General features: G+C 70.6%; 17 protein-coding genes and 1 tRNA gene. 12 read left to right on the top strand and 6 right to left on the bottom strand.

Features of this window, described 5'->3' with window-relative positions; all coding sequences use genetic code 11:
• Positions 1–177: 177 nt before the first annotated feature.
• From desA to GFH48_RS25315, 4 genes are read left to right on the top strand one after another with little or no spacing between them, the layout of a single operon-like run.
• The gene (gene desA, locus GFH48_RS25330) at positions 178–1,620 is read left to right on the top strand and encodes a lysine decarboxylase DesA (RefSeq protein ID WP_153290446.1); all 1,443 of its coding nucleotides are present in this window, start codon (positions 178–180) and stop codon (positions 1,618–1,620) included.
• The gene (locus GFH48_RS25325; RefSeq protein WP_153290445.1) at positions 1,604–2,896 is read left to right on the top strand and encodes a lysine N(6)-hydroxylase/L-ornithine N(5)-oxygenase family protein; all 1,293 of its coding nucleotides are present in this window, start codon (positions 1,604–1,606) and stop codon (positions 2,894–2,896) included. The genes desA and GFH48_RS25325 overlap by 17 nt, the downstream gene beginning before the upstream one ends.
• Positions 2,893–3,441, top strand: coding sequence for a GNAT family N-acetyltransferase (locus tag GFH48_RS25320; RefSeq protein ID WP_153290444.1), 549 nt, complete (start codon positions 2,893–2,895; stop codon positions 3,439–3,441). Before GFH48_RS25325 ends, GFH48_RS25320 begins: the two co-directional genes overlap by 4 nt.
• Positions 3,438–5,210, top strand: a complete 1,773-nt coding sequence (locus tag GFH48_RS25315) for an IucA/IucC family protein (RefSeq protein WP_153290443.1) — start codon at positions 3,438–3,440, stop codon at positions 5,208–5,210. Before GFH48_RS25320 ends, GFH48_RS25315 begins: the two co-directional genes overlap by 4 nt.
• Before the next feature lie 56 nt (positions 5,211–5,266).
• Here GFH48_RS25315 and GFH48_RS25310 read toward each other — a convergent pair whose 3' ends face one another.
• Positions 5,267–6,853, bottom strand: coding sequence for a beta-N-acetylhexosaminidase (locus GFH48_RS25310; RefSeq protein ID WP_194280666.1), 1,587 nt, complete (start codon positions 6,851–6,853; stop codon positions 5,267–5,269).
• 106 nt (positions 6,854–6,959) lie between these two features.
• On the opposite strand from GFH48_RS25310, the gene GFH48_RS25305 reads away from it, so the two are divergent.
• Positions 6,960–7,835, top strand: coding sequence for a DUF4429 domain-containing protein (locus tag GFH48_RS25305; RefSeq protein WP_153290441.1), 876 nt, complete (start codon positions 6,960–6,962; stop codon positions 7,833–7,835).
• Positions 7,836–7,901: 66 nt separating this feature from the next.
• On the opposite strand, the gene GFH48_RS25300 is transcribed toward GFH48_RS25305, so the two are convergent.
• Positions 7,902–9,467, bottom strand: a complete 1,566-nt coding sequence (locus GFH48_RS25300) for a purple acid phosphatase family protein (RefSeq protein WP_194280885.1) — start codon at positions 9,465–9,467, stop codon at positions 7,902–7,904.
• Positions 9,468–9,631: 164 nt separating this feature from the next.
• Here GFH48_RS25300 and GFH48_RS25295 point away from each other — a divergent pair, with 164 nt between their 5' ends.
• Together GFH48_RS25295 and glmS are read left to right on the top strand one after the other, a co-directional pair.
• Positions 9,632–9,889, top strand: coding sequence for a hypothetical protein (locus GFH48_RS25295; protein ID WP_148008533.1), 258 nt, complete (start codon positions 9,632–9,634; stop codon positions 9,887–9,889).
• Between the two features lie 13 nt (positions 9,890–9,902).
• Entirely contained in the window at positions 9,903–11,720 is a 1,818-nt protein-coding gene (glmS, locus tag GFH48_RS25290; protein WP_153290439.1) for a glutamine--fructose-6-phosphate transaminase (isomerizing), read from the top strand.
• Between the two features lie 125 nt (positions 11,721–11,845).
• Here the strand turns inward: glmS and GFH48_RS25285 are convergent, their stop codons facing one another.
• Both GFH48_RS25285 and GFH48_RS25280 read right to left on the bottom strand, forming a co-directional pair.
• Complete coding sequence (locus GFH48_RS25285; RefSeq protein ID WP_153290438.1) at positions 11,846–12,415, bottom strand: acetate uptake transporter; 570 nt, start codon at positions 12,413–12,415, stop codon at positions 11,846–11,848.
• A 211-nt stretch (positions 12,416–12,626) separates the two neighbouring features.
• A complete protein-coding gene (locus GFH48_RS25280; RefSeq protein ID WP_153290437.1) occupies positions 12,627–13,154 on the bottom strand; it encodes a universal stress protein in 528 nt (175 codons plus the stop codon).
• A gap of 315 nt (positions 13,155–13,469) precedes the next feature.
• On the opposite strand from GFH48_RS25280, the gene GFH48_RS40160 reads away from it, so the two are divergent.
• The 5 genes from GFH48_RS40160 to GFH48_RS25255 all read left to right on the top strand — a co-directional run bounded on the left by GFH48_RS40160 (position 13,470) and on the right by GFH48_RS25255 (position 17,420).
• Complete coding sequence (locus tag GFH48_RS40160) at positions 13,470–14,120, top strand: hypothetical protein (RefSeq protein ID WP_407698658.1); 651 nt, start codon at positions 13,470–13,472, stop codon at positions 14,118–14,120.
• Positions 14,121–14,498: 378 nt separating this feature from the next.
• The gene (locus GFH48_RS25270) at positions 14,499–15,740 is read left to right on the top strand and encodes a helix-turn-helix domain-containing protein (protein ID WP_153290436.1); all 1,242 of its coding nucleotides are present in this window, start codon (positions 14,499–14,501) and stop codon (positions 15,738–15,740) included.
• 194 nt (positions 15,741–15,934) lie between these two features.
• Positions 15,935–16,537 (top strand): oligoribonuclease, encoded by a 603-nt coding sequence (orn, locus tag GFH48_RS25265; RefSeq protein ID WP_153290435.1) that lies wholly within the window; start codon positions 15,935–15,937, stop codon positions 16,535–16,537.
• Positions 16,538–16,644: 107 nt separating this feature from the next.
• A tRNA-His gene (locus tag GFH48_RS25260) sits at positions 16,645–16,717 on the top strand.
• Positions 16,718–16,883: 166 nt separating this feature from the next.
• On the top strand, positions 16,884–17,420 hold the full coding sequence (locus GFH48_RS25255) for a GNAT family N-acetyltransferase (protein WP_153290434.1): 537 nt from the start codon (positions 16,884–16,886) through the stop codon (positions 17,418–17,420).
• Positions 17,421–17,615: 195 nt separating this feature from the next.
• Here GFH48_RS25255 and GFH48_RS25250 read toward each other — a convergent pair whose 3' ends face one another.
• Together GFH48_RS25250 and GFH48_RS25245 are read right to left on the bottom strand one after the other, a co-directional pair.
• A complete protein-coding gene (locus GFH48_RS25250; protein WP_153290433.1) occupies positions 17,616–18,446 on the bottom strand; it encodes a serine/threonine protein kinase in 831 nt (276 codons plus the stop codon).
• A 241-nt stretch (positions 18,447–18,687) separates the two neighbouring features.
• Positions 18,688–19,743, bottom strand: a complete 1,056-nt coding sequence (locus GFH48_RS25245; RefSeq protein ID WP_153290432.1) for a LacI family DNA-binding transcriptional regulator — start codon at positions 19,741–19,743, stop codon at positions 18,688–18,690.
• Between the last annotated feature and the right edge of the window lie 98 nt (positions 19,744–19,841).

Genomic DNA, 19,841 nt, shown 5'->3' with positions numbered 1-19,841 from the left:
CCGGGCGTCGAACAGAGGCGTACGTCACTACGGGGACCCGAGGGACGGGGTCGCGTGATCGACTTAGGTTAGGCTAGCCTAAGTTGAAGGACGCGACCCCGTCCCTTTCTCTCGTCCGAGCCGTCCCTCTGCCGCCCCGCCCGGACGCTCCCTCTTCCCCGCACGGAGGACTCCCACATGCGCTCGCACCTGCTCAATGACACGACCGCGGAGCGGTATCGCCGTTCCGTGACCGAAGGAATCGAGCGGGTGGCGGCCAAACTCGCCACCACCGAGCGTCCGTTCACGGGAGTCACGGTCGACGCCCTCGCGCCCCGCATCGAACGCATCGACCTGGACCGCCCGCTGCACGACACCAGCGCGGTCCTCGACGAACTGGAGGAGGTCTACCTCCGGGACGCGATCTACTTCCACCACCCGCGCTACCTCGCACACCTCAACTGCCCGGTCGTCATACCGGCCGTGCTCGGCGAAGCCGTGCTGTCCGCCGTCAACTCCTCCCTGGACACCTGGGACCAGTCGGCCGGCGGCACCCTCATCGAGCGCAGGCTCATCGACTGGACCAACGAGCGCATCGGCCTCGGACCCGCCGCCGACGGCGTGTTCACCAGCGGCGGCAGCCAGTCCAACCTGCAGGCGCTGCTGCTGGCCCGCGAGGAGGCCAAGACCGACGACCTCGCCCGACTGCGCGTGTTCGCCTCCGACGTCAGCCACTTCAGCGTCAAGAAGTCGGCGAAACTCCTCGGCCTCGGCGCCGACTCCGTCGTGTCGATCCCCGTCGACCACGACAAGCGCATGCAGACGCTCGCGCTCGCCCGCGAACTGGAGCGCTGCCGGAACGAGGGCCTGGTCCCGATGGCGGTCGTCGCGACCGCGGGCACCACCGACTTCGGCTCCATCGACCCGCTGCCCGAGATCGCCGAACTGTGCGCCCGGTACGGGACCTGGATGCACGTCGACGCGGCCTACGGCTGCGGACTGCTCGCCTCCCTGAAGAACCGCGACCGCATCGACGGCATCGAGCGCGCCGACTCCGTCACCGTCGACTATCACAAGTCCTTCTTCCAGCCGGTGAGTTCGTCCGCCGTACTGGTGCGCGACGCCGCGACCCTGCGCCACGCCACCTACCACGCGGAGTATCTGAATCCGCGTCGCATGGTCGAGGAGCGCATCCCCAACCAGGTCGACAAGTCCCTGCAGACCACCCGCCGCTTCGACGCGCTCAAGCTGTGGATGACGCTGCGGGTGATGGGCGCCGACGGTATCGGCGAACTCTTCGACGAGGTCTGCGACCTGGCGCGGGAGGGCTGGCGGCTGCTGGCCACGGACCCGCGCTACGACGTGGTGGTCGAGCCCTCGCTGTCCACCCTGGTCTTCCGGTTCATCCCGGCCGCGGTCACCGACCCGGCGGAGATCGACCGCGCCAACCTGTATGCCCGCAAAGCCCTGTTCGCCTCCGGTGACGCCGTCGTGGCGGGCACCAAGGTCGGCGGACGCCATTACCTGAAGTTCACCCTGCTCAATCCCGAGACGACGGCCGACGACATCGCCGCCGTCCTCGATCTGATCGCCGGCCACGCCGAGCAGTACCTGGGAGAGTCCCTTGACCGCGCTTCCTGAATCCGTCGAAGACACCGGAAAGACATACGACTTCGTAGGGATCGGTCTCGGCCCCTTCAATCTCGGTCTCGCCTGTCTGACCGAGCCGATCGCCGAACTGGACGGCGTCTTCCTGGAGTCCAAGCCGGACTTCGAGTGGCACTCCGGGATGTTCCTGGAGGGCGCGCACCTGCAGACCCCGTTCATGTCGGACCTGGTGACCCTCGCCGACCCGACCTCTCCCTACTCCTTCCTCAACTACCTGAAGGAATCGGGCCGTCTGTACGCCTTCTACATCCGCGAGAACTTCTACCCGCTGCGCGTCGAGTACGACGACTACTGCCGCTGGGCCGCGTCGAAACTCTCCAGCGTCCGCTTCTCCACCACGGTCGCCGAGGTGACGTACGAGGACGCTGCCGGGGTCTACGCCGTACGGACCGAGGCCGGTGACACCTACCGCGGCCGCCACCTGGTCCTCGGCACCGGCACCCCGCCGTACCTCCCGGAGGCCTGCGCGGACCTCGGCGGCGACTTCATCCACAACTCCCGTTACCTCACGCACAAGAAGGAGTTGCAGGCGAAGGAGTCGATCACCCTGGTCGGCAGCGGGCAGTCCGCCGCGGAGATCTACTACGACCTCCTCAGCGAGATCGATGTCCACGGCTACCGGCTGAACTGGGTGACGCGCTCCCCGCGCTTCTTCCCGCTCGAATACACCAAGCTCACGCTGGAGATGACCTCTCCGGAGTACATCGACTACTTCCACGCGCTGCCCGAGCAGACCCGCTACCGCCTCCAGACGGAGCAGAAGGGCCTTTTCAAGGGCATCGACGGCGAGCTGATCGACGCGATCTTCGACCTGCTGTACCAGAAGAACCTCGGTGGGCCCGTCGCCACCCGGCTGCTCACCAACTCGGCGCTGAACAGCGTGCGTCACGAGGACGGCGGCTACACCCTCGGCCTGCGCCAGGAGGAGCAGGGCAAGGACTACGAGCTGCACTCCGAAGGCCTGATCCTGGCCACCGGCTACAAATACACCGAGCCCGCGTTCCTGGCGCCGGTCCGCGACCGGCTGCGCTACGACACCCGCGGCAACTTCGACGTGGCCCGCAACTACGCCGTCGACACCACCGGGCGCGGCGTCTTCCTGCAGAACGCCGGCGTGCACACGCACAGCATCACCAGTCCCGACCTGGGCATGGGCGCCTACCGCAACGCGTCCATCATCCGTGAGCTGCTCGGTACCGAGTACTACCCGGTCGAGAAGTCGATCGCGTTCCAGGAGTTCGCCGTATGAGCCGCACCGGCATAGGTGTCCTCACCGTCCGCCCGCTCGACCCGATCCAGGACTCCGGGCTGCTGCACGGCTGGGTGACGCACCCCAAGGCCGCCTTCTGGATGATGCAGGGCGCGAAACTGCACGACGTGGAGCGCGAGTACATGGCCATCGCGGCCGCCGAGCACCACCACGCGTACCTCGGGCTGCGCGACGGCGAGCCCGCGTTCCTGATGGAGAGCTACGACCCGCGCCATGTCGAACTGGTCGGCCTCTACGAGCCCGAACCCGGCGACGTCGGCATGCACTTCCTGGTCGCGCCGACCGACACACCCGTGCACGGTTTCACCCGGGCCGTGATCACCACGGTGATGAAGCACCTGTTCGCCGACCCGGCGACCCGGCGCGTCGTCGTCGAGCCCGACGTGGGCAACACGGCCGTGCACGCGCTCAACGAAGCCGTCGGCTTCGTGGCCGAGCGGGAGATCGACAAGCCCGAGAAGCGCGCGCTGCTCAGCTTCTGTACGCGGGAGCGGTTCGAGGCAGCGGTAGGAGCAGCCGTATGACCCTGTCCGACGCCGTGTCCCACCTCTCCCCCGAACGCTGGGAGCAGGCAGGCCGTCTCCTCGTCCGCAAGGCGCTCGCCGAGTTCGCGCACGAGCGGCTGATCACACCGGAGGCCACGGGTGACGGCCGATACGTCGTCCACAGCGACGACGGCCTGACCCGCTACGGGTTCACCGCGACCGTCCGCTCCCTCGATCACTGGCAGATCGACGCCGCGTCGATCACCCGTCACCGGGACGGTACCGAACTCCCGCTCGCCGCCGCGGACTTCTTCATCGAGCTGAGGAAGTCGCTCGGTCTGAGCGACGAGATCCTGCCGGTCTATCTGGAGGAGATCTCCTCCACCCTCTCGAGCACCTGCTTCAAGCTCACCAAACCGCGGGTCACCTCCGCCGAGCTCACCCGGGCGGGGTTCCAGGCGATCGAGACGGGCATGACCGAGGGCCATCCCTGCTTCGTCGCCAACAACGGGCGGCTCGGCTTCGGTGTCCACGAGTACCTGTCCTACGCGCCCGAGACCGCGAGCCCGGTCCGGCTGGTGTGGCTGGCCGCGCACCGCTCCCGGGCCGCGTTCACGGCGGGTGTGGGCATCACGTACGAGTCCTTCGTGCGTGAGGAGCTCGGCGAGCCGGCACTGGCCCGGTTCGCCGCCACGCTCACCGGACAGGGACTCGACCCGGAGGACTACCTCCTGATCCCCGTCCACCCCTGGCAGTGGTGGAACAAGCTCTCGGTGACCTTCGCGGCCGAGGTCGCCCGGCGGCACCTGGTGTGCCTGGGCGAGGGGGACGACGAGTACCTGGCCCAGCAGTCGATCCGCACGTTCTTCAACTCGTCGAGTCCCGAGAAGCACTACGTGAAGACCGCTCTGTCGGTCCTCAACATGGGCTTCATGCGGGGGCTCTCGGCCGCGTACATGGAGGCGACGCCGGCGATCAACGACTGGCTGGCCCAGCTCGTCGACAACGACCCGGTGCTCAGGTCCACCGGCCTGTCCGTCATCCGCGAGCGTGCCGCCGTCGGGTACCGCCACCTGGAGTACGAGGCGGCCACCGACCGCTACTCCCCGTACCGCAAGATGCTCGCCGCCCTGTGGCGGGAGAGCCCCGTGGCCTCCCTCCAGGAGGGCGAGACCCTGGCGACGATGGCCTCCCTGCTCCATGTCGACCACGAGGGCGCCTCCTTCGCGGGCGCGCTCATCGAGCGGTCGGGGCTGACGCCGGTGGAGTGGCTGCGGCGATATCTGCACGCCTACCTCACCCCGCTGCTGCACAGCTTCTACGCCTACGACCTCGTCTACATGCCGCACGGCGAGAACGTCATCCTGGTCCTGGCGGACGGTGCCGTGCGGCGCGCGGTCTACAAGGACATCGCGGAGGAGATCGCCGTCATGGATCCGCAGGCGGTGCTGCCGCCCGCGGTCGAGCGGATCCGCGTCGAGGTCCCCGAGGACAAGAAGCTCCTGTCGATTTTCACGGACGTCTTCGACTGCTTCTTCCGCTTCCTCGCGGCGAACCTCGCGGCCGAGGGCATCCTCGACGAGGACGTCTTCTGGCGGACGGTCGCCGAGTCGGTGCGCGCCTACCAGGACGCGACGCCCGAACTCGCCGACAGGTTCACCCAGTACGACCTGTTCGCGCCCGAGTTCGCGCTGTCCTGCCTCAACCGGCTCCAGTTGAGGGACAACCGGCAGATGGTGGACCTGACGGATCCGTCCGGTGCGCTGCAACTGGTCGGCACGCTGCGGAACCCGATCGCGGGCCGATGAGCCGGGTGGGGCTCAGGGGACGGTCCCCCTGAGCCCCACCTCCGTCGCACCCGGGATCAGACGCCGGGCCAGGGGACCTGGGGCGACTTGTAGTAGCCGATGCCCAGCGCGTCCCAGCGCGGCCCCTGCGCCGCGAGCCGCACCTTGTAGGTGTCCCAGTCGTGCGTCGAGGCGGGCGACCAGCCGAGTTCGGCCACTCCGGGCAGCCGCGGGAAGGCCATGTAGTCGATGTCCGCGCCGGTGACGATGGTCTCCGTCCACAGCGGTGCCTCGACGCCCCGGATCGCCGACGCCGGCGCGCCCGGGAGGTAGGTGCCGGGATCCCAGTCGTACGCGCGCCGCACCTCGACGAGGCCCGCCCAGTCCTGCCCGAGCGGGGTGTCCTCGGTGTACTTCATGTCGAGGTACACCCGGTCGGCCGGTGACAGCACGAGTCCCGTCCCGTTCCGCGCGGCCCGCACGACCTGCTCCTTCTCCGCGGCGTCGGTGTCGTCGAGCCCCCAGTACTGGGCGAGCGCGCCCTTCGCCGGGGTCGCCCCGGTCAGCTGGTGCCAGCCCATCACCTTCTTGCCGTACTTGGCCACGAGGGGCTGCACCTTGTCCATGAAGGTCACGTAGTCGGCGTGGCTGGTGGAGTGGGCCTCGTCGCCGCCGATGTGGAGGTACTTGCCGGGCGTGAGCGCGGCCAGCTCCCGGATCACGTCGTCCACGAAGTCGTACGTCACCGGCTTGCCCACGCACAGCGAGCTGAAGCCGACCTCGGTGCCGGTGTAGAGCGGCGGCGCGGTCCCGTCGCAGTTCAGCCGGGCGTACGAGGCGAGCGCGGCGTTGGTGTGTCCCGGCATGTCGATCTCCGGAACGACGTCCAGATAGCGCTCGGACGCGTACCGCACGATCTGCCGGTACTGGTCCTTGGTGTAGAAGCCCGCGGGTCCGCCGCCGACCTCGGTGGAGCCGCCGTGGGTGGCCAGACGCGGCCAGGAGTCGACGGCGATGCGCCAGCCCTGGTCGTCGCTCAGGTGCAGATGCAGCTTGTTGATCTTGTACAGGGCCAGCTCGTCGATGTACCGCTCGACCTGGGCGACGGTGAAGAAGTGCCGGGAGACGTCCAGCATCGCGCCGCGGTAGCCGTAGCGCGGGGTGTCCTCGATGGTGCCGCCCGCGACCAGCCAGGGGCCCGGCTGCACGGAGTCGCGTTCGACGGCGGCGGGCAGGAGCTGGCGGAGGGTCTGCACGCCGTGGAAGAGACCGGCGGGCTTGCCCGCGGTGATGGTGACGCCGTTTCTGCCGCTGTCCAGCCGGTACCCCTCGTCGCCCAGGGTCCGGTCGCCGAGCCGCAGCCGGATACCGCCGGTGCCCCGGTCGGTGACCGGCAGCCGATAGCCGGTGGAGGGCCGCAGGACGCCGGCCAGGTACGCGCCGACCCGGCGGACCTCACGCGAGTCGTCGACCCGGATCCGCGTGTCGCGGGTGATGCCGTACGGCGACCCGCCCTCGTCGACCGAGGCGGGCGCCGGGACAACCCGGCCCAGGGGGACGGCTGTTCGGCCGGCGGCGGAGGATGTCGCGCCGACGACGGAGATGCTTGCGGCCGCCACGAGCAACAGCGTACCGAGAAGGCGGGGCGTTCTGTGCTGTCTCACATGCGCTCCCTTCAGGTCCCACGAGCTGTCATGAGCCCCTACGGCTTCCCTGGGCTCAGATGGGTATAGACCACTCTGCCGCAGGGCCGGTGAAACAATCCCCCTCATGGCGGAAATCATCCAGAAGGACGGGACCTGGATCTTCGACGGCGACGCGCTGCGGCTGACCCCCGGGCGCGACAGGAACGTGAGCGTGCTCCGCAGGGCCTTGGGTGAACTGACCGTCCCGCTGGGGGCGTTGGCCGGAATATCCTTCGAGCAGGGCAAGCGCAGCGGGCGGTTGCGGCTACGGCTGCGGGACGGCGCCGACCCGCTGTTGCAGGCCACCGGCGGCAGGCTCGCCGAGCCGAACGACCCCTATCAGCTGACCGTCGAGTCCGAGCGCTACGGCGTCGCCGAGTACGTCGTGGACGAGGTCCGCAACGCGCTGCTCCTGGACCAGGTCCCGGCCGGTCCCGTCGACGGCTATCTGCTCCCCGGTCCCGCCGTGCCGCTGTCCGCCTCCGCGGGCGACGGGACGGCGAGCTTCGACGGGGAGCGGGTCCGCCTGGAGTGGAACTGGAAGACCGAGGACGCGAAGGCGTCCGCCGGCACCCGCTGCCTCGCACTGAGCGACATCACGGGCGTCGAGTGGCACCCCGCGGTCGGGCTGGAGAACGGCTGTCTGCGCTTCACCGTGCGCGGCGCCGGCACCAAGGCTCCGCCGAAGTACGACCCGCACGCGGTGGAGCTGTGGGGCTTCAAGAAGGATCCGCTGATGGCGCTGGTCGCGGCGGCCGTGCAGGCGCGACTCGGTCATCCGGCGGCGTCCTCCGGGCGGCCATCGGCGAAGGAACCTCCGGCGGTCCCGCGCCCCGCTCCGGAGGCCGACCACGACGCCCTGCTGCGGCGCCTGCGCGAACTGGGGGACCTCCACCGGTCCGGCGTCCTGACGGACGACGAGTTCGCCCTGGCCAAGCAGGCGGTCCTCAGGCGCATGTGAGCGCCGGCGGGTCGAGGACCGCCTGCGGCGCGTACGCCCGGGTCCCGGGCGTACGGGTGGTCAGGCCTACTTGGCCCGGCGGGCCACCGTGAAGCGGTCGACCTCGGCGCCGGTCTCGGCGATGCCGCGCACCGTGAGCGTGGTCAGGCGGCCCTTCGACGCGGGGGTGACGTCCACACGCAGGAACGAGTAGTTGAGGTAACGCACCCGCGACCAGGCGACCGTCTCGTTCTGCTTGCCGTCCTTCAGGTTGATGAAGGAGGCGACCGAGTCGACCTCGTGCTCGTTGCCCTCGTAGGAGTCCGGGGCGGTGAACGCGTACAGACTGCGTCCGGCCGCGCCCGCCGTCACATAGACGACGCCCTCGGTCTCCGGGTACGCGGTGCCGCCGATCGGCAGCTTCTTGCTGACCGCGTTGCCCTTGATGACGTCCGTGCGCTCGTACTGGTGGTTGTGGCCGTTGATGACCAGGTCCACCGTGTACTTCTCGAACAGCGGCACCCACTCCTGTCGCACGCCCCCCTCCGAGGCGTGCGCCGTGGAGGTGCAGTAGGCGCAGTGGTGGAAGAAGACGACCACGAAGTCGACGTCCCTGGAGGCCCGGAACTTCTTGAGCTGCCCCTCCAGCCACTTGGTCTGGGTGCCGCCGGAGATGCCGAGGTTGGCCGGGATCTCGAAGGAGATGTCGTTGGCGTCCAGCGAGATGACCGCCGTGTTGCCGTAGACGAAGGAGTACACGCCCGGGAGGTTCTTCGCGTCCGGGCCGTTGTCCGGGAGGCTCCAGCGGGCCTCTTCGCCGCCGTAGCCGTTGGGCGAGTACCAGGCCTCCATGTCGTGGTTGCCGTACGCCGGCATCCACGGGACCTGCTTGGCGACCGTTTCGGTCTGGGCGAGGAACTGGTCCCAGATGCGCGAGTCGAAGCCGGTGTCCTCCGTCTTGCCCGCGCCGGACGGGTCCGCGTAGGCGATGTCGCCGGCGTGCAGGTGGAAGGCCGGGTTCTGGCCGAGCAGCAGGGCGTCGTTGGCGAGGCCGTGGTAGCCGACACCCTCGTCGCCGAAGGCCGTGAAGGTGAACGGCTCGGCGCGGTCGGGCGCGGTGGTGAAGGTGCCCAGGGTGCCCAGCAGGTGGGGCGCGGCCGGGTCGAAGCCCGCGTGGCCGACGCCGTAGTAGTACGTCTTGCCGGGGCGCAGGTGGGTGAGCCTGGCGTGCAGGTAGTACTGGGTGTGGTCGCCGCTCGCGCCGACACCGGCCGGGGTGTAGAGCGTGCGCACCTCGGCCTCGATCTTGCGGGAGAGGTCCCAGGGGTGGGCGCCGATACGGATGTACGGCTTCTTCACCGCGGTCGGGACCTGCCAGGAGACCGTGATCTCCGTGCGCGGGTCGTTGCCGTAGGCCAGGTGACGGCCGAAGGGGGCGACGAGCGCGCCGTCGACCTTCTCGGCCGAGGGCGCGGTGGCCCTCGTGGGGGTCGCGGCCTGTGCGACGGCGCCCGGCACGAAGGCACCGCCCGCGACGGCGCCGAGGGTCACGGCCCCGCCTCTGATCATGTTGCGCCGCGAGAACTTGGCGCGGAGATACTCGTGCTGCTCGGCCATGCTCATGCGCTCGGCGAGCTTCTCCGGTACGCCCATGCGTGGAGTGTCCATGGGCTCAGAAGTTGCTCCCGGCAATCGACGCGGCGCAAGACGGAGTATGGACAGTTCGCAAACAGCGGTCCATGAGAGATTCAACAGCCACTTGCCCGATATCGGGCAGGATTCTTGCGAATCGACTCCTCGTACTTCAGGATCAACGGGTGCACGACGAACTTGCGGATCATCTGACGCGCTCCACACCCCTGAACCGGGGCGAGGCGCTGCGGGTGATCCAGGACGTGCTCGCCTACTTCGACGAGCCGACCGAGGAGTACGTCCGCCGCCGCCACCGCGAGCTCCAGGCCCAGGGCTGGGTCAACACGGCGATCTTCGAACGGATCGAGGCGGACCTGAAGTACCGGGCGGTCGCGCCGCCGGAGCTCACGCTCAGGCAGCTGCGCCGCATCGTCTACGGCTGAGGAATACGTATATATGTGCGGAATTGTCGGATACATCGGCAGGCGTGACGTGGCTCCGCTGCTGCTCGAAGGTCTGCAGCGGCTGGAGTACCGCGGCTACGACTCGGCGGGCATCGTGGTCACCACGCCGAAGGCGGCCGGCCTGAAGATGGTCAAGGCCAAGGGCCGGGTCCGCGACCTGGAGGCCAAGGTCCCCGCACGCTTCAAGGGCACCACCGGCATCGCCCACACCCGCTGGGCCACCCACGGCGCGCCCTCCGACGTCAACGCGCACCCGCACATGTCGGCCGACAACAAGGTCGCGATCGTCCACAACGGCATCATCGACAACGCCGGCGACCTGCGGAAGAAGCTGGAAGCCGACGGCGTCGAGTTCCTCTCCGAGACCGACACCGAGGTCCTCACCCACCTCATCGCCCGCTCCCAGGCCGAGACCCTGGAGGAGAAGGTCCGCCAGGCGCTGCGCGTGATCGAGGGCACCTACGGCATCGCCGTGATGCACGCCGACTTCCCCGACCGCATCGTGGTGGCCCGCAACGGCTCCCCGGTCGTGCTCGGCATCGGCGAGAAGGAGATGTTCGTCGCCTCGGACATCGCCGCCCTGGTCACCCACACGCGGCAGATAGTGACGCTGGACGACGGCGAGATGGCGACGCTCAAGGCCGACGACTTCCGCACGTACACCACCGAGGGCACCCGGACGACGGCCGAGCCGACCACCGTGGAGTGGGAGGCCGCGTCGTACGACATGGGCGGCCACGACACGTACATGCACAAGGAGATCCACGAGCAGGCCGACGCCGTGGACCGCGTGCTGCGCGGCCGCATCGACGACCGCTTCTCCACCGTGCACCTGGGCGGCCTGAACCTCGACGCCCGCGAGGCGCGTCAGATCCGCCGGGTGAAGATCCTCGGCTGCGGCACCTCGTACCACGCGGGCATGATCGGCGCCCAGATGATCGAGGAGCTGGCCCGTATCCCCGCGGACGCCGAGCCGGCCTCCGAGTTCCGTTACCGCAACGCCGTCGTCGACCCCGACACCCTGTACGTCGCGGTCTCCCAGTCCGGTGAGACGTACGACGTGCTGGCCGCCGTCCAGGAGCTGAAGCGCAAGGGCGCGCGGGTCCTCGGTGTGGTCAACGTCGTCGGCTCGGCGATCGCGCGCGAGGCGGACGGCGGCATGTACGTGCACGCGGGCCCCGAGGTCTGCGTCGTCTCCACGAAGTGCTTCACCAACACCACCGTCGCCTTCGCGCTGCTCGCGCTGCACCTCGGCCGCACCCGCGACCTGTCGGTCCGTGACGGCAAGCGGATCATCGAGGGACTGCGCAGGCTGCCCGGGCAGATCTCCGAGATCCTGGAGCGGGAGGACGAGATCAAGAAGCTGGCCGAGGAGTACGCCGAGGCCCGCTCGATGCTCTTCATCGGCCGGGTCCGCGGCTACCCGGTGGCCCGCGAGGCCTCGCTGAAGCTCAAGGAGGTCTCGTACATCCACGCCGAGGCCTACCCGGCCTCCGAGCTCAAGCACGGCCCGCTGGCACTCATCGAGCCCGCGCTGCCGACGGTCGCGATCGTCCCCGACGACGACCTGCTGGAGAAGAACCGCGCCGCCCTGGAGGAGATCAAGGCCCGCAGCGGCAAGATCCTCGCGGTCGCGCACCAGGAGCAGGAGAAGGCCGACCGGACGATCGTCGTCCCGAAGAACGAGGACGAGCTGGACCCGATCCTGCTGGGCATTCCGCTGCAACTCCTCGCCTACCACACGGCGCTGGTACTGGGCCGGGACATCGACAAGCCGCGGAACCTCGCGAAGTCGGTGACGGTCGAGTAGAACGGTCCGTCCACGCGGCCCGCTCGCGGCCGCCGGACATGAACGGCCCCCTGCGCGTGCCACCTTCGCGCGGGGGGCCGTTCCTCTGAGGGCCGGAGCCGCCTGTACCCCGGCCCGCGCCGGGCTCAGCCGGTGGCCGTCACCCCCCGGCCGGCGGCGCGTCCGGGAAGCGCGGTGGGCCAGTGGGCGAGCGCCGCCGTGGCCGCGTACCAGGCCAGCAGTCCGCCGGCCGCGGCGAACCAGCCGCCGGCCTTGGCGAGGGCGGCGCTGTCGCCGAACTGGCTGACGGCCAGCAGGACAAGGGCCACGAACAGCAGCGCGTACGTCCCCCGGGCGAGCAGCGGGGCACCGCTCGCGCCGGCGGTCAGGGTCAGCGCGACGAGCGCGAACAGGAGCAGGAAGAGGCCGGTGGCGTTGGCGGACATCCGCCCGTCGGCGGTGACGCCCCAGGTGAACCAGAACGCGCCGAGCGCCGTGAACGCCGTACCGGTGAAGGCGTCACCGTCACGGAAGGCGAACAGGCCGGCGACGAAGAGCGCGATCCCGCCGACGTACGTGGCGAGGGAGACGGAGTCGGCCGCCGTCACTCCGTCGATCACCCGGGTGTTCCCGAGACCGAAGAGCAACAGGGTCAGCCCGAGGGCGAGTTGGCCGAGAGTCGAGGTGGTGCTTCCCGAGGAGACGTCATTGTCCACGGCGGGGTCCCTTCATGCGGGTGCAGTCGTGCTGCGCGGTGCCGGCCGAGGGATGGGGCCGGTGACCGGTATGTACCCTTCACAAGGGCACAATCCACCTCGTCACAGGAGCGGATTCACCTATTTCCGGGCACCCGGCAAAGGGAGTTGACGATCCGCCAGAAAATCGACCGGATCACCCCACCTGGAACGACGGCGAGTTGACGGCCGGTCAGGGGATGACGATCACCGGGCGCTGCGCGCGTTTCGCCAGCCGCCCCGCCACCGAGCCGAAGATGCGCCCGACGATGCCGTGCGTGGAGCCGACGACGATCGCGTCCGCCTCGTACTCCCGCCCCACCTCTTCGAGTTCGTGGCAGATGTCCCCGCCCCGCTCGACGAGGATCCACGGCACCTCGGCCAGGTACTCGGCGCAGGCGAGCTCCAGTCCGAGCACCTCGGTGCGGTGGTCGGGCACGTCGACGAAGACCGGTGGTTCGCAGCCCGCCCACACCGTGGTGGGCAGCCGGTTCGCGACATGCACGATGATCAGGCCCGAGCCGGAGCGGTGGGCCATGCCGACCGCGTACGCGAGGGCACGTTCACTGGACGTCGAACCGTCGAAACCGACGACGACGCCGTGTTTGAAAGCTGGATCGCAGGACTGGCGGGGGTCTTCCGCCGCCAGGGGCTCGGCCGCCGTGGGATCGGCGAGCGGGCGCTTGCGGTCCGCGGGATCGAAGAATTCGTGACCGGCCATGGGTATCTCGGCGTTTGGATCCTCGTGGTGGGGACGACAACGATCGGCAGAGCTGTGTCCGGGAATCATCTTCCCAACCCCATACCCCCAAGGGTACGGCGGCACGCCTCCTCTGCCCAGATACCGCGCGCGCTGTGCGGCGTTCCCCGGAGCATGCATGAGAGGCGCCCGTAACGCAATGGTTGCTGCCCCGTACAGGCGGTTTGCGCAGGGTTCACCCGGAGATGCGCCCCCGCGGGACCGGCCGCCGGCGGCCGGGCAGTGACCGGCCGGTCGAACACGCGTTGAACAGGTGAGCCACCGCCATGGAGAGCAATGGAGTACCAGGCAACCAGGGAGCAGACCGTGCCCGGACCAGAGACCGTGTCCCGCCCCTCCTCCGGAGCGCGCCCCGGACCGCCCCCAGCGCCGGACGCGGCGAGCGAGGTCGCGCGCTGGGCGGCCTTCAGCTGCGTCCTCGTCCCGGTCGTCCTGGTCTGGTTCGGCACCTCGCTCGCCGGGGCGGCCGGCACGGCGCTGGGTCTGGCGGCCGTGACCGCGGCGTGCCTGGTGCTGCTGCGCCAGTCCGAACGGGGCGCCGCCCGGATGCGCGCCGAGGAGCCTGCCCCGCACCGCGCCCGGCACGGCAGGAGCGGTGCGCGCGAGCGCGGACCCCGGGAGCGCACCCATCGGGACCGGGACGGACGGGACCGGGACGGACGGAGCGGGGACGCGCGGGATCCCGCCGCCCGGGATCTCGTGACCGGCGTGCGGATTCCCGGCGTAAGGGATCGTGACGGGGGAGACCGTCCGGGGGGAGATCACGGCACGGGGGTCACCGGGCCCGCGGCCGGAGCCGCCCCGGTACCGGCCCCGGGCGCGCGAGATATGGCCGACACGCACATCATGAGCGGCTTGCCGGGCAGGAGTGGCCCGGGGGCGCACAGGGGCGGACGCCGCGGTGCGGGAAAGAAGCCGGTCGACTGACCGGTTTCCGCGCACGCCCCCGCTTCTTTTCAGCCAACTTCGGCCTCCCGGGCATCCCTTGCCGTAACAACCCCTCAACCCGCGTTCGACCTGCGCTTTAAGGCCCCCGGGGGGCTCATGCACCCTATGTGGATTGGCCACTGACACGAGGCGCACTTCCCTGCACGGCCCACGAGTGCAACGCTTCGTGATCGAATGCTTCACGCCAAGTTGCCATGTCGACATTCTGTCGAGTGTCGAAGTGGTCACCTTGGCGCGACGGGACACAGTAGATTCGATCTTGACTGTCTTACGGCGGGGGACTCGTGCAGGACCGAGGGGAAACGTGCAGGAGCGACACAACCGAGGAGCCGCGACCACCGAGGGGGGCTTAGCAGTATGAGCCACGACTCCACTGCCGCGCCGGAAGCCGCGGCCCGGAAACTCTCCGGGCGACGCCGCAAGGAGATCGTCGCGGTGCTGCTGTTCAGCGGCGGCCCCATCTTCGAGAGTTCCATACCGCTGTCGGTGTTCGGGATTGACCGCCAGGACGCCGGCGTGCCGCGCTACCGACTTCTGGTGTGCGCCGGCGAGGACGGCCCGCTGCGGACCACAGGGGGCCTGGAACTCACCGCGCCGCATGGCCTGGAGGCGATCTCGCGAGCGGGCACCGTCGTGGTGCCGGCCTGGCGCTCGATCACCTCGCCGCCACCGGAGGAAGCGCTCGACGCGCTGCGCCGGGCGCACGAGGAGGGGGCCCGCATAGTCGGACTGTGCACCGGCGCGTTCGTGCTGGCCGCCGCCGGACTGCTGGACGGCCGCCCGGCGACGACACATTGGATGTACGCGCCGACGCTGGCCAAGCGCTATCCGTCCGTACACGTCGATCCGCGCGAGCTGTTCGTCGACGACGGTGACGTACTGACATCGGCGGGCACCGCGGCCGGAATCGATCTCTGTCTGCACATCGTGCGGACGGACCACGGCAACGAGGCGGCCGGCGCGCTGGCCCGTCGGCTGGTGGTCCCGCCGCGCCGGAGCGGCGGACAGGAGCGCTACCTCGACCGGTCTTTACCGGAGGAGATCGGCGCCGACCCCCTCGCGGAGGTCGTCGCCTGGGCGCTGGAGCACCTGCACGAGCAGTTCGACGTCGAGACGCTGGCGGCACGCGCGTACATGAGCCGCCGCACGTTCGACCGCCGCTTCCGCTCGCTGACGGGGAGCGCGCCGCTGCAGTGGCTGATCACCCAGCGCGTGCTGCAGGCGCAGCGCCTGCTGGAGACGTCCGACTACTCGGTCGACGAGGTCGCCGGACGCTGCGGCTTCCGCTCGCCGGTCGCGCTGCGCGGGCACTTCCGGCGCCAGCTCGGCTCGTCCCCGGCCGCCTACCGGGCGGCGTACCGGGCGCGCCGGCCGCAGTCCGAGCGGCCGTCGGACCCGGACGGTCCCATGGGTTCGGCCGGGCAGCCACCGGTCCTGAGCCAGGAGAGTCCGGTCCCGTCGCAGACCCGTCGTACGGCGGCGGCCGGCGCCCTGAGCCCGGCCTCGTCGCTGTCGACCGCGACGGATCCCGGCAAGCCTGGCGCGGAACTGTACGCGGCGGGCCGGCCGAGCCTGCCGGGGCAGCGCAGCGCGCCCTAGCGTGCGGGGCGCCGCGGCGCCCCGGCTCCGTGACGACGTCACACCGCCCGGCCGTGGACGGCCCGGGGCCCTCGGGTCCCGGGCCGTCGCCGTGTGCGGGCGCCCGGACCGTGAGAGCCCCGGACCGTGAGAGCCCCGGGCCGCCGACGTCCCGGACCTGCCCGTGCGCCGGGGCGCGCCGTAGGGTTGGGGCCATGAACGATCGCATGGTGTGGATCGACTGCGAGATGACCGGGCTCTCGCTGTCGGAGGACGCACTCATCGAGGTGGCCGCGCTGGTCACCGACTCGGAGCTGAACGTGCTCGGCGAAGGGGTGGACATCGTGATCCGCCCGCCGGACGCGGCCCTGGAGACGATGCCGGACGTGGTGCGCCAGATGCACACGGCCTCCGGCCTCCTCTCCGAACTCGCCGCGGGCACCACCCTGGCCGACGCCGAGGAACAGGTCCTCTCCTATGTGCGTGAGCACGTCAAGGAGCCGGGCAAGGCCCCGCTGTGCGGGAACTCGGTCGGCACGGACCGGGGCTTCCTGCTCCGCGACATGCCCACCCTGGAGGGCTATCTCCACTACCGCATCGTGGACGTCTCCTCCGTCAAGGAGCTGGCCCGCCGCTGGTACCCGCGGGCGTACTTCAACAGCCCGGACAAGAACGGCAACCACCGCGCCCTCGCCGACATCCGCGAATCCATCGCCGAGCTCCGCTACTACCGCGAGGCGATCTTCGTCCCGCAGCCCGGCCCCGACTCGGACACCGCCCGCACCATCGCGGCGAAGCACGTACTGCCCGTGGAATGACGTTCGTCCGGGGTCTCCGAGGACCCCGGACAAAGTCGGGCGCGAGCACCCCTCAGAACCCTGTACACTTTTTCTCGGCCGGTCAGGGAAACCAAAACCGGTTCATGGTGGGTGTAGCTCAGCTGGTAGAGCACCTGGTTGTGGTCCAGGATGCCGCGGGTTCAAGTCCCGTCACTCACCCTGACAGACCGAGGCCCGGTCCGCGCAAGCGGACCGGGCCTCGCTCATGTGCGGATCCGGGTCGTGCCCGGATCCGGGTCGTGCGCGGATCCCGGTCCGTGTCCGGTGCCCGGTCCGTGTCCGGTGCCCGGCCGTACGCGTCAGGATCTGCCCCTAGGCTCACCGCGTGCCCCTCCACACCGACACCCTCCGCACCGCCCGCCTCGACCTGCTCCCCCTCCGCGTCGAACACGCCGAGGAACTGGCCGCGGTCCTGGCCGACCCGGAGCTGCACACCTTCACCGGTGGCGCGCCCGGCACCCCCGAATCCCTGCGGTCACGCCACGAACGTCTGGTCGCCGGCTCCCCCGACCCCGCCGTCCTCTGGTGCAACTGGGTGCTGCGGCTCCGCGGGGCCGAGGACGGCGGGCGCGACACGGGCGACGAGGGCCGCCTGGTGGGGACCGTCCAGGCGACGGTCACCGCGGGGACCGCGGAGGTCGCCTGGGTGGTCGGCACCCGCTGGCAGGGGCGCGGGTTCGCAAGTGAGGCGGCGCGCGAACTCGTCGCCCGCCTCGGCGGGGAACCGGGCGTCCGTACGGTCGTCGCCCATGTCCATCCGGACCACCGGGCGTCCGCGGCCGTCGCCGCGGCGGCCGGGCTGGCCCCCACCGGCGTCATCCACGAGGGCGAGGTCCGCTGGCAGCGACCGGTACGGGCCTGAGGACCACGACTCCGGGCGCCCGGCCCCGGACACCTGGAGCCATCTGCCGGGCCTCGGACACCTGGAGCCGGCTGCCGGACCTCCGACTCCCGAAACCCGGCGCCGGACCTCGAACACCCGAGGCCGGACGCCCGAACCCCGGACGACCGGCGTCGGACGCCCGGCCTCAGACGGGCGGCCTTCAGATGCCCGGCCTCAGTCGCCCGGCGCGGTGTCGGCCGCCCGCCACTCCTCGGCGAAACGGTGGACGTTCTCGAAGCGCTCCCCCGGATCGGTCCGGGTGGCACGGACGATGACCCTCTGCTGGGCCGGAGTGCCCCGCCAGGCGCGCTCCTCGTCGCCCGCGTCCAGCAGGAGCCGGGCGGCACGGCCCAGCGTGAAGACGGTCGTCCGGGAGTCGATCACGGCCCCGCGCACCCACTCCTCGGGGGCCATGAACCGCCGCGAGCCCGGCAGGCGTTCCTCCTCGACCACGAACGGACCCGGCCGGTACTCGTCGAGGTCGACCAGATGGGCGACGTCACGGTCGAAGTCGTACAGCAGCGCCCCGTCGTAGAAGTCGACGGCGACCTGGCCGGCGGCCTCCACCGCGAGGTGGGCGTCCAGGACCCGGTCGAAGGCGCGCAGGACCGCGTCGGAGGGCAGGGCGCGGAAGCGTGCCATCGCACTGGCCGGGTCCGTACGGTCGTGCGTCCCGCCCGCCTCCGCGGGGTACAGCACCTCACCCTCCCGCCAGGGCATCACCACCGCCCACCCGCCGTCCTGCACCGCGATGCGGTGCACCTGCGGGACGATCGCCCGGTGCCGTACCGACCGGTGGAAGGCCCAGCCGCGCTCCAGCGAGCGCCGGCCGCGATCGGTGACCGCCTCCTTGAGGAACCACCGGCCGCCGTCGAGCAGTCTCACCCCGTACGACACGCACCCCGACTCCTGCTCGCGGAACGCCCGGAACACCTCGCCCACCCGGCCCAGATAGGGCTCAACGGCGGGCACTTCATCGACTCCCAGCAGGGGATGCAGGACCATACCCGCCAGACTGCCCTACGGAACTCTTCCCGTGCGGCAACGGCGTCAACAGCGGCGGGGCGACTCCGCCGTCAGCGGTACGGAGCGGCGACCGGCCGGCCTCGGTGACATCGGCCGCTGACGGCGGCGGTGACGACGACGGCGACCATGGCCGTGACGAGGGCGACCGCGGAGGCGGCGGTCTGATCCCGCCCGCGCCGGTGGCGGACGGTGCCGGGCGGCGGCACGGCGGCGGCCGGCGTCAGGACGACGCCCGCGCCACCAGCTCGGTGGGCAGCACGACCTGACGCTTCTCCAGTTCCCGCGACACCGCCGGGCGCCGATCCGCGATCTCCCCGAGCAGAAGGTCGATCATCGCCCGGCCCATCTCCTCTATCGGCTGGCGCACGCTCGTCAGGGGCGGATCCATGTGGCGGGCGATGGCGGAGTCGTCGTAGCCGACCAGCGCCACGTCGTCCGGTGTACGGCGGCCCGCCTCGCGCAGGACCTGGCGGGCGCCGGCCGCCATCACGTCCGAACCGGCGAAGACGGCGTCCAGATCGGGGCAGCGGGCCAGCAGTTCGGTCATCGCCCGGCGCCCGCCCTCCTCCGTGAAGTCGCCGGCGACGATGAGGCCGTCGTCCACCGGACGGCCCGCGGCACGCAGACCCTCGCGATAGCCGTCGACACGACGCTGCGCGCCGAACACGTCGAGGCGCCCCGCGAGATGGACGATCCTGCGGCGCCCCCGGGCGACCAGGTGCTCGACGGCGAGGCGCCCCCCGCCGTAGTTGTCGGAGTCCACGGACGGCAGCGTCTCCTCCGCCGAACGGCGACCGCTGATCACCGCCGGGATCTCCAGCTGGGAGAGCAGGTCGGGCAGCGGGTCGTCCGCGTGCACCGAGACCAGCAGGACGCCGTCCACACGGTGCGCCGCCAGGTACTGGGCCAGGCGCTGCCGCTCCCGGTCGCTGCCCGCGAAGATCAGCAGCAGCTGCATCTCGGTGTCGGAGAGTTCCGCGCCGACACCCCGGAGCATGTCCGAGAAGTACGGTTCCGCGAAGAACCGGGTCTCCGGCTCGGGGACGACGAGCGCGATCGCGTCCGTGCGGTTGGCGGCCAGGGCGCGCGCCGCCGTGTTCGGGACATAACCGAGCTCCGCCACCGCCGCCTCGACCGCCGCGCGGGTCGCGTCGCTGACCCGCGGCGAACCGTTGATCACCCGGGACACCGTGCCGCGGCCCACACCGGCGCGCGCGGCGACCTCCTCGAGGGTCGGCCGCCCGCCGCTCCGGCCCCGCGCTCCGTGGCCTGCCATGGTCCGCCTCCCGTCGACGCCGCGCTTCTGAGCGGCTGGCCTGGAATCTAACAGTCCCGTTCATGGACAGGGACCCGGCCGCGATGGCAACCTCGCCG

Source organism: Streptomyces fagopyri, from assembly GCF_009498275.1.
Classification (GTDB): Bacteria; Actinomycetota; Actinomycetes; order Streptomycetales; family Streptomycetaceae; genus Streptomyces; species Streptomyces fagopyri.
Note: the sequence above shows the minus strand (reverse complement) of the source record. Positions and strands in the feature narration are given on the sequence as shown.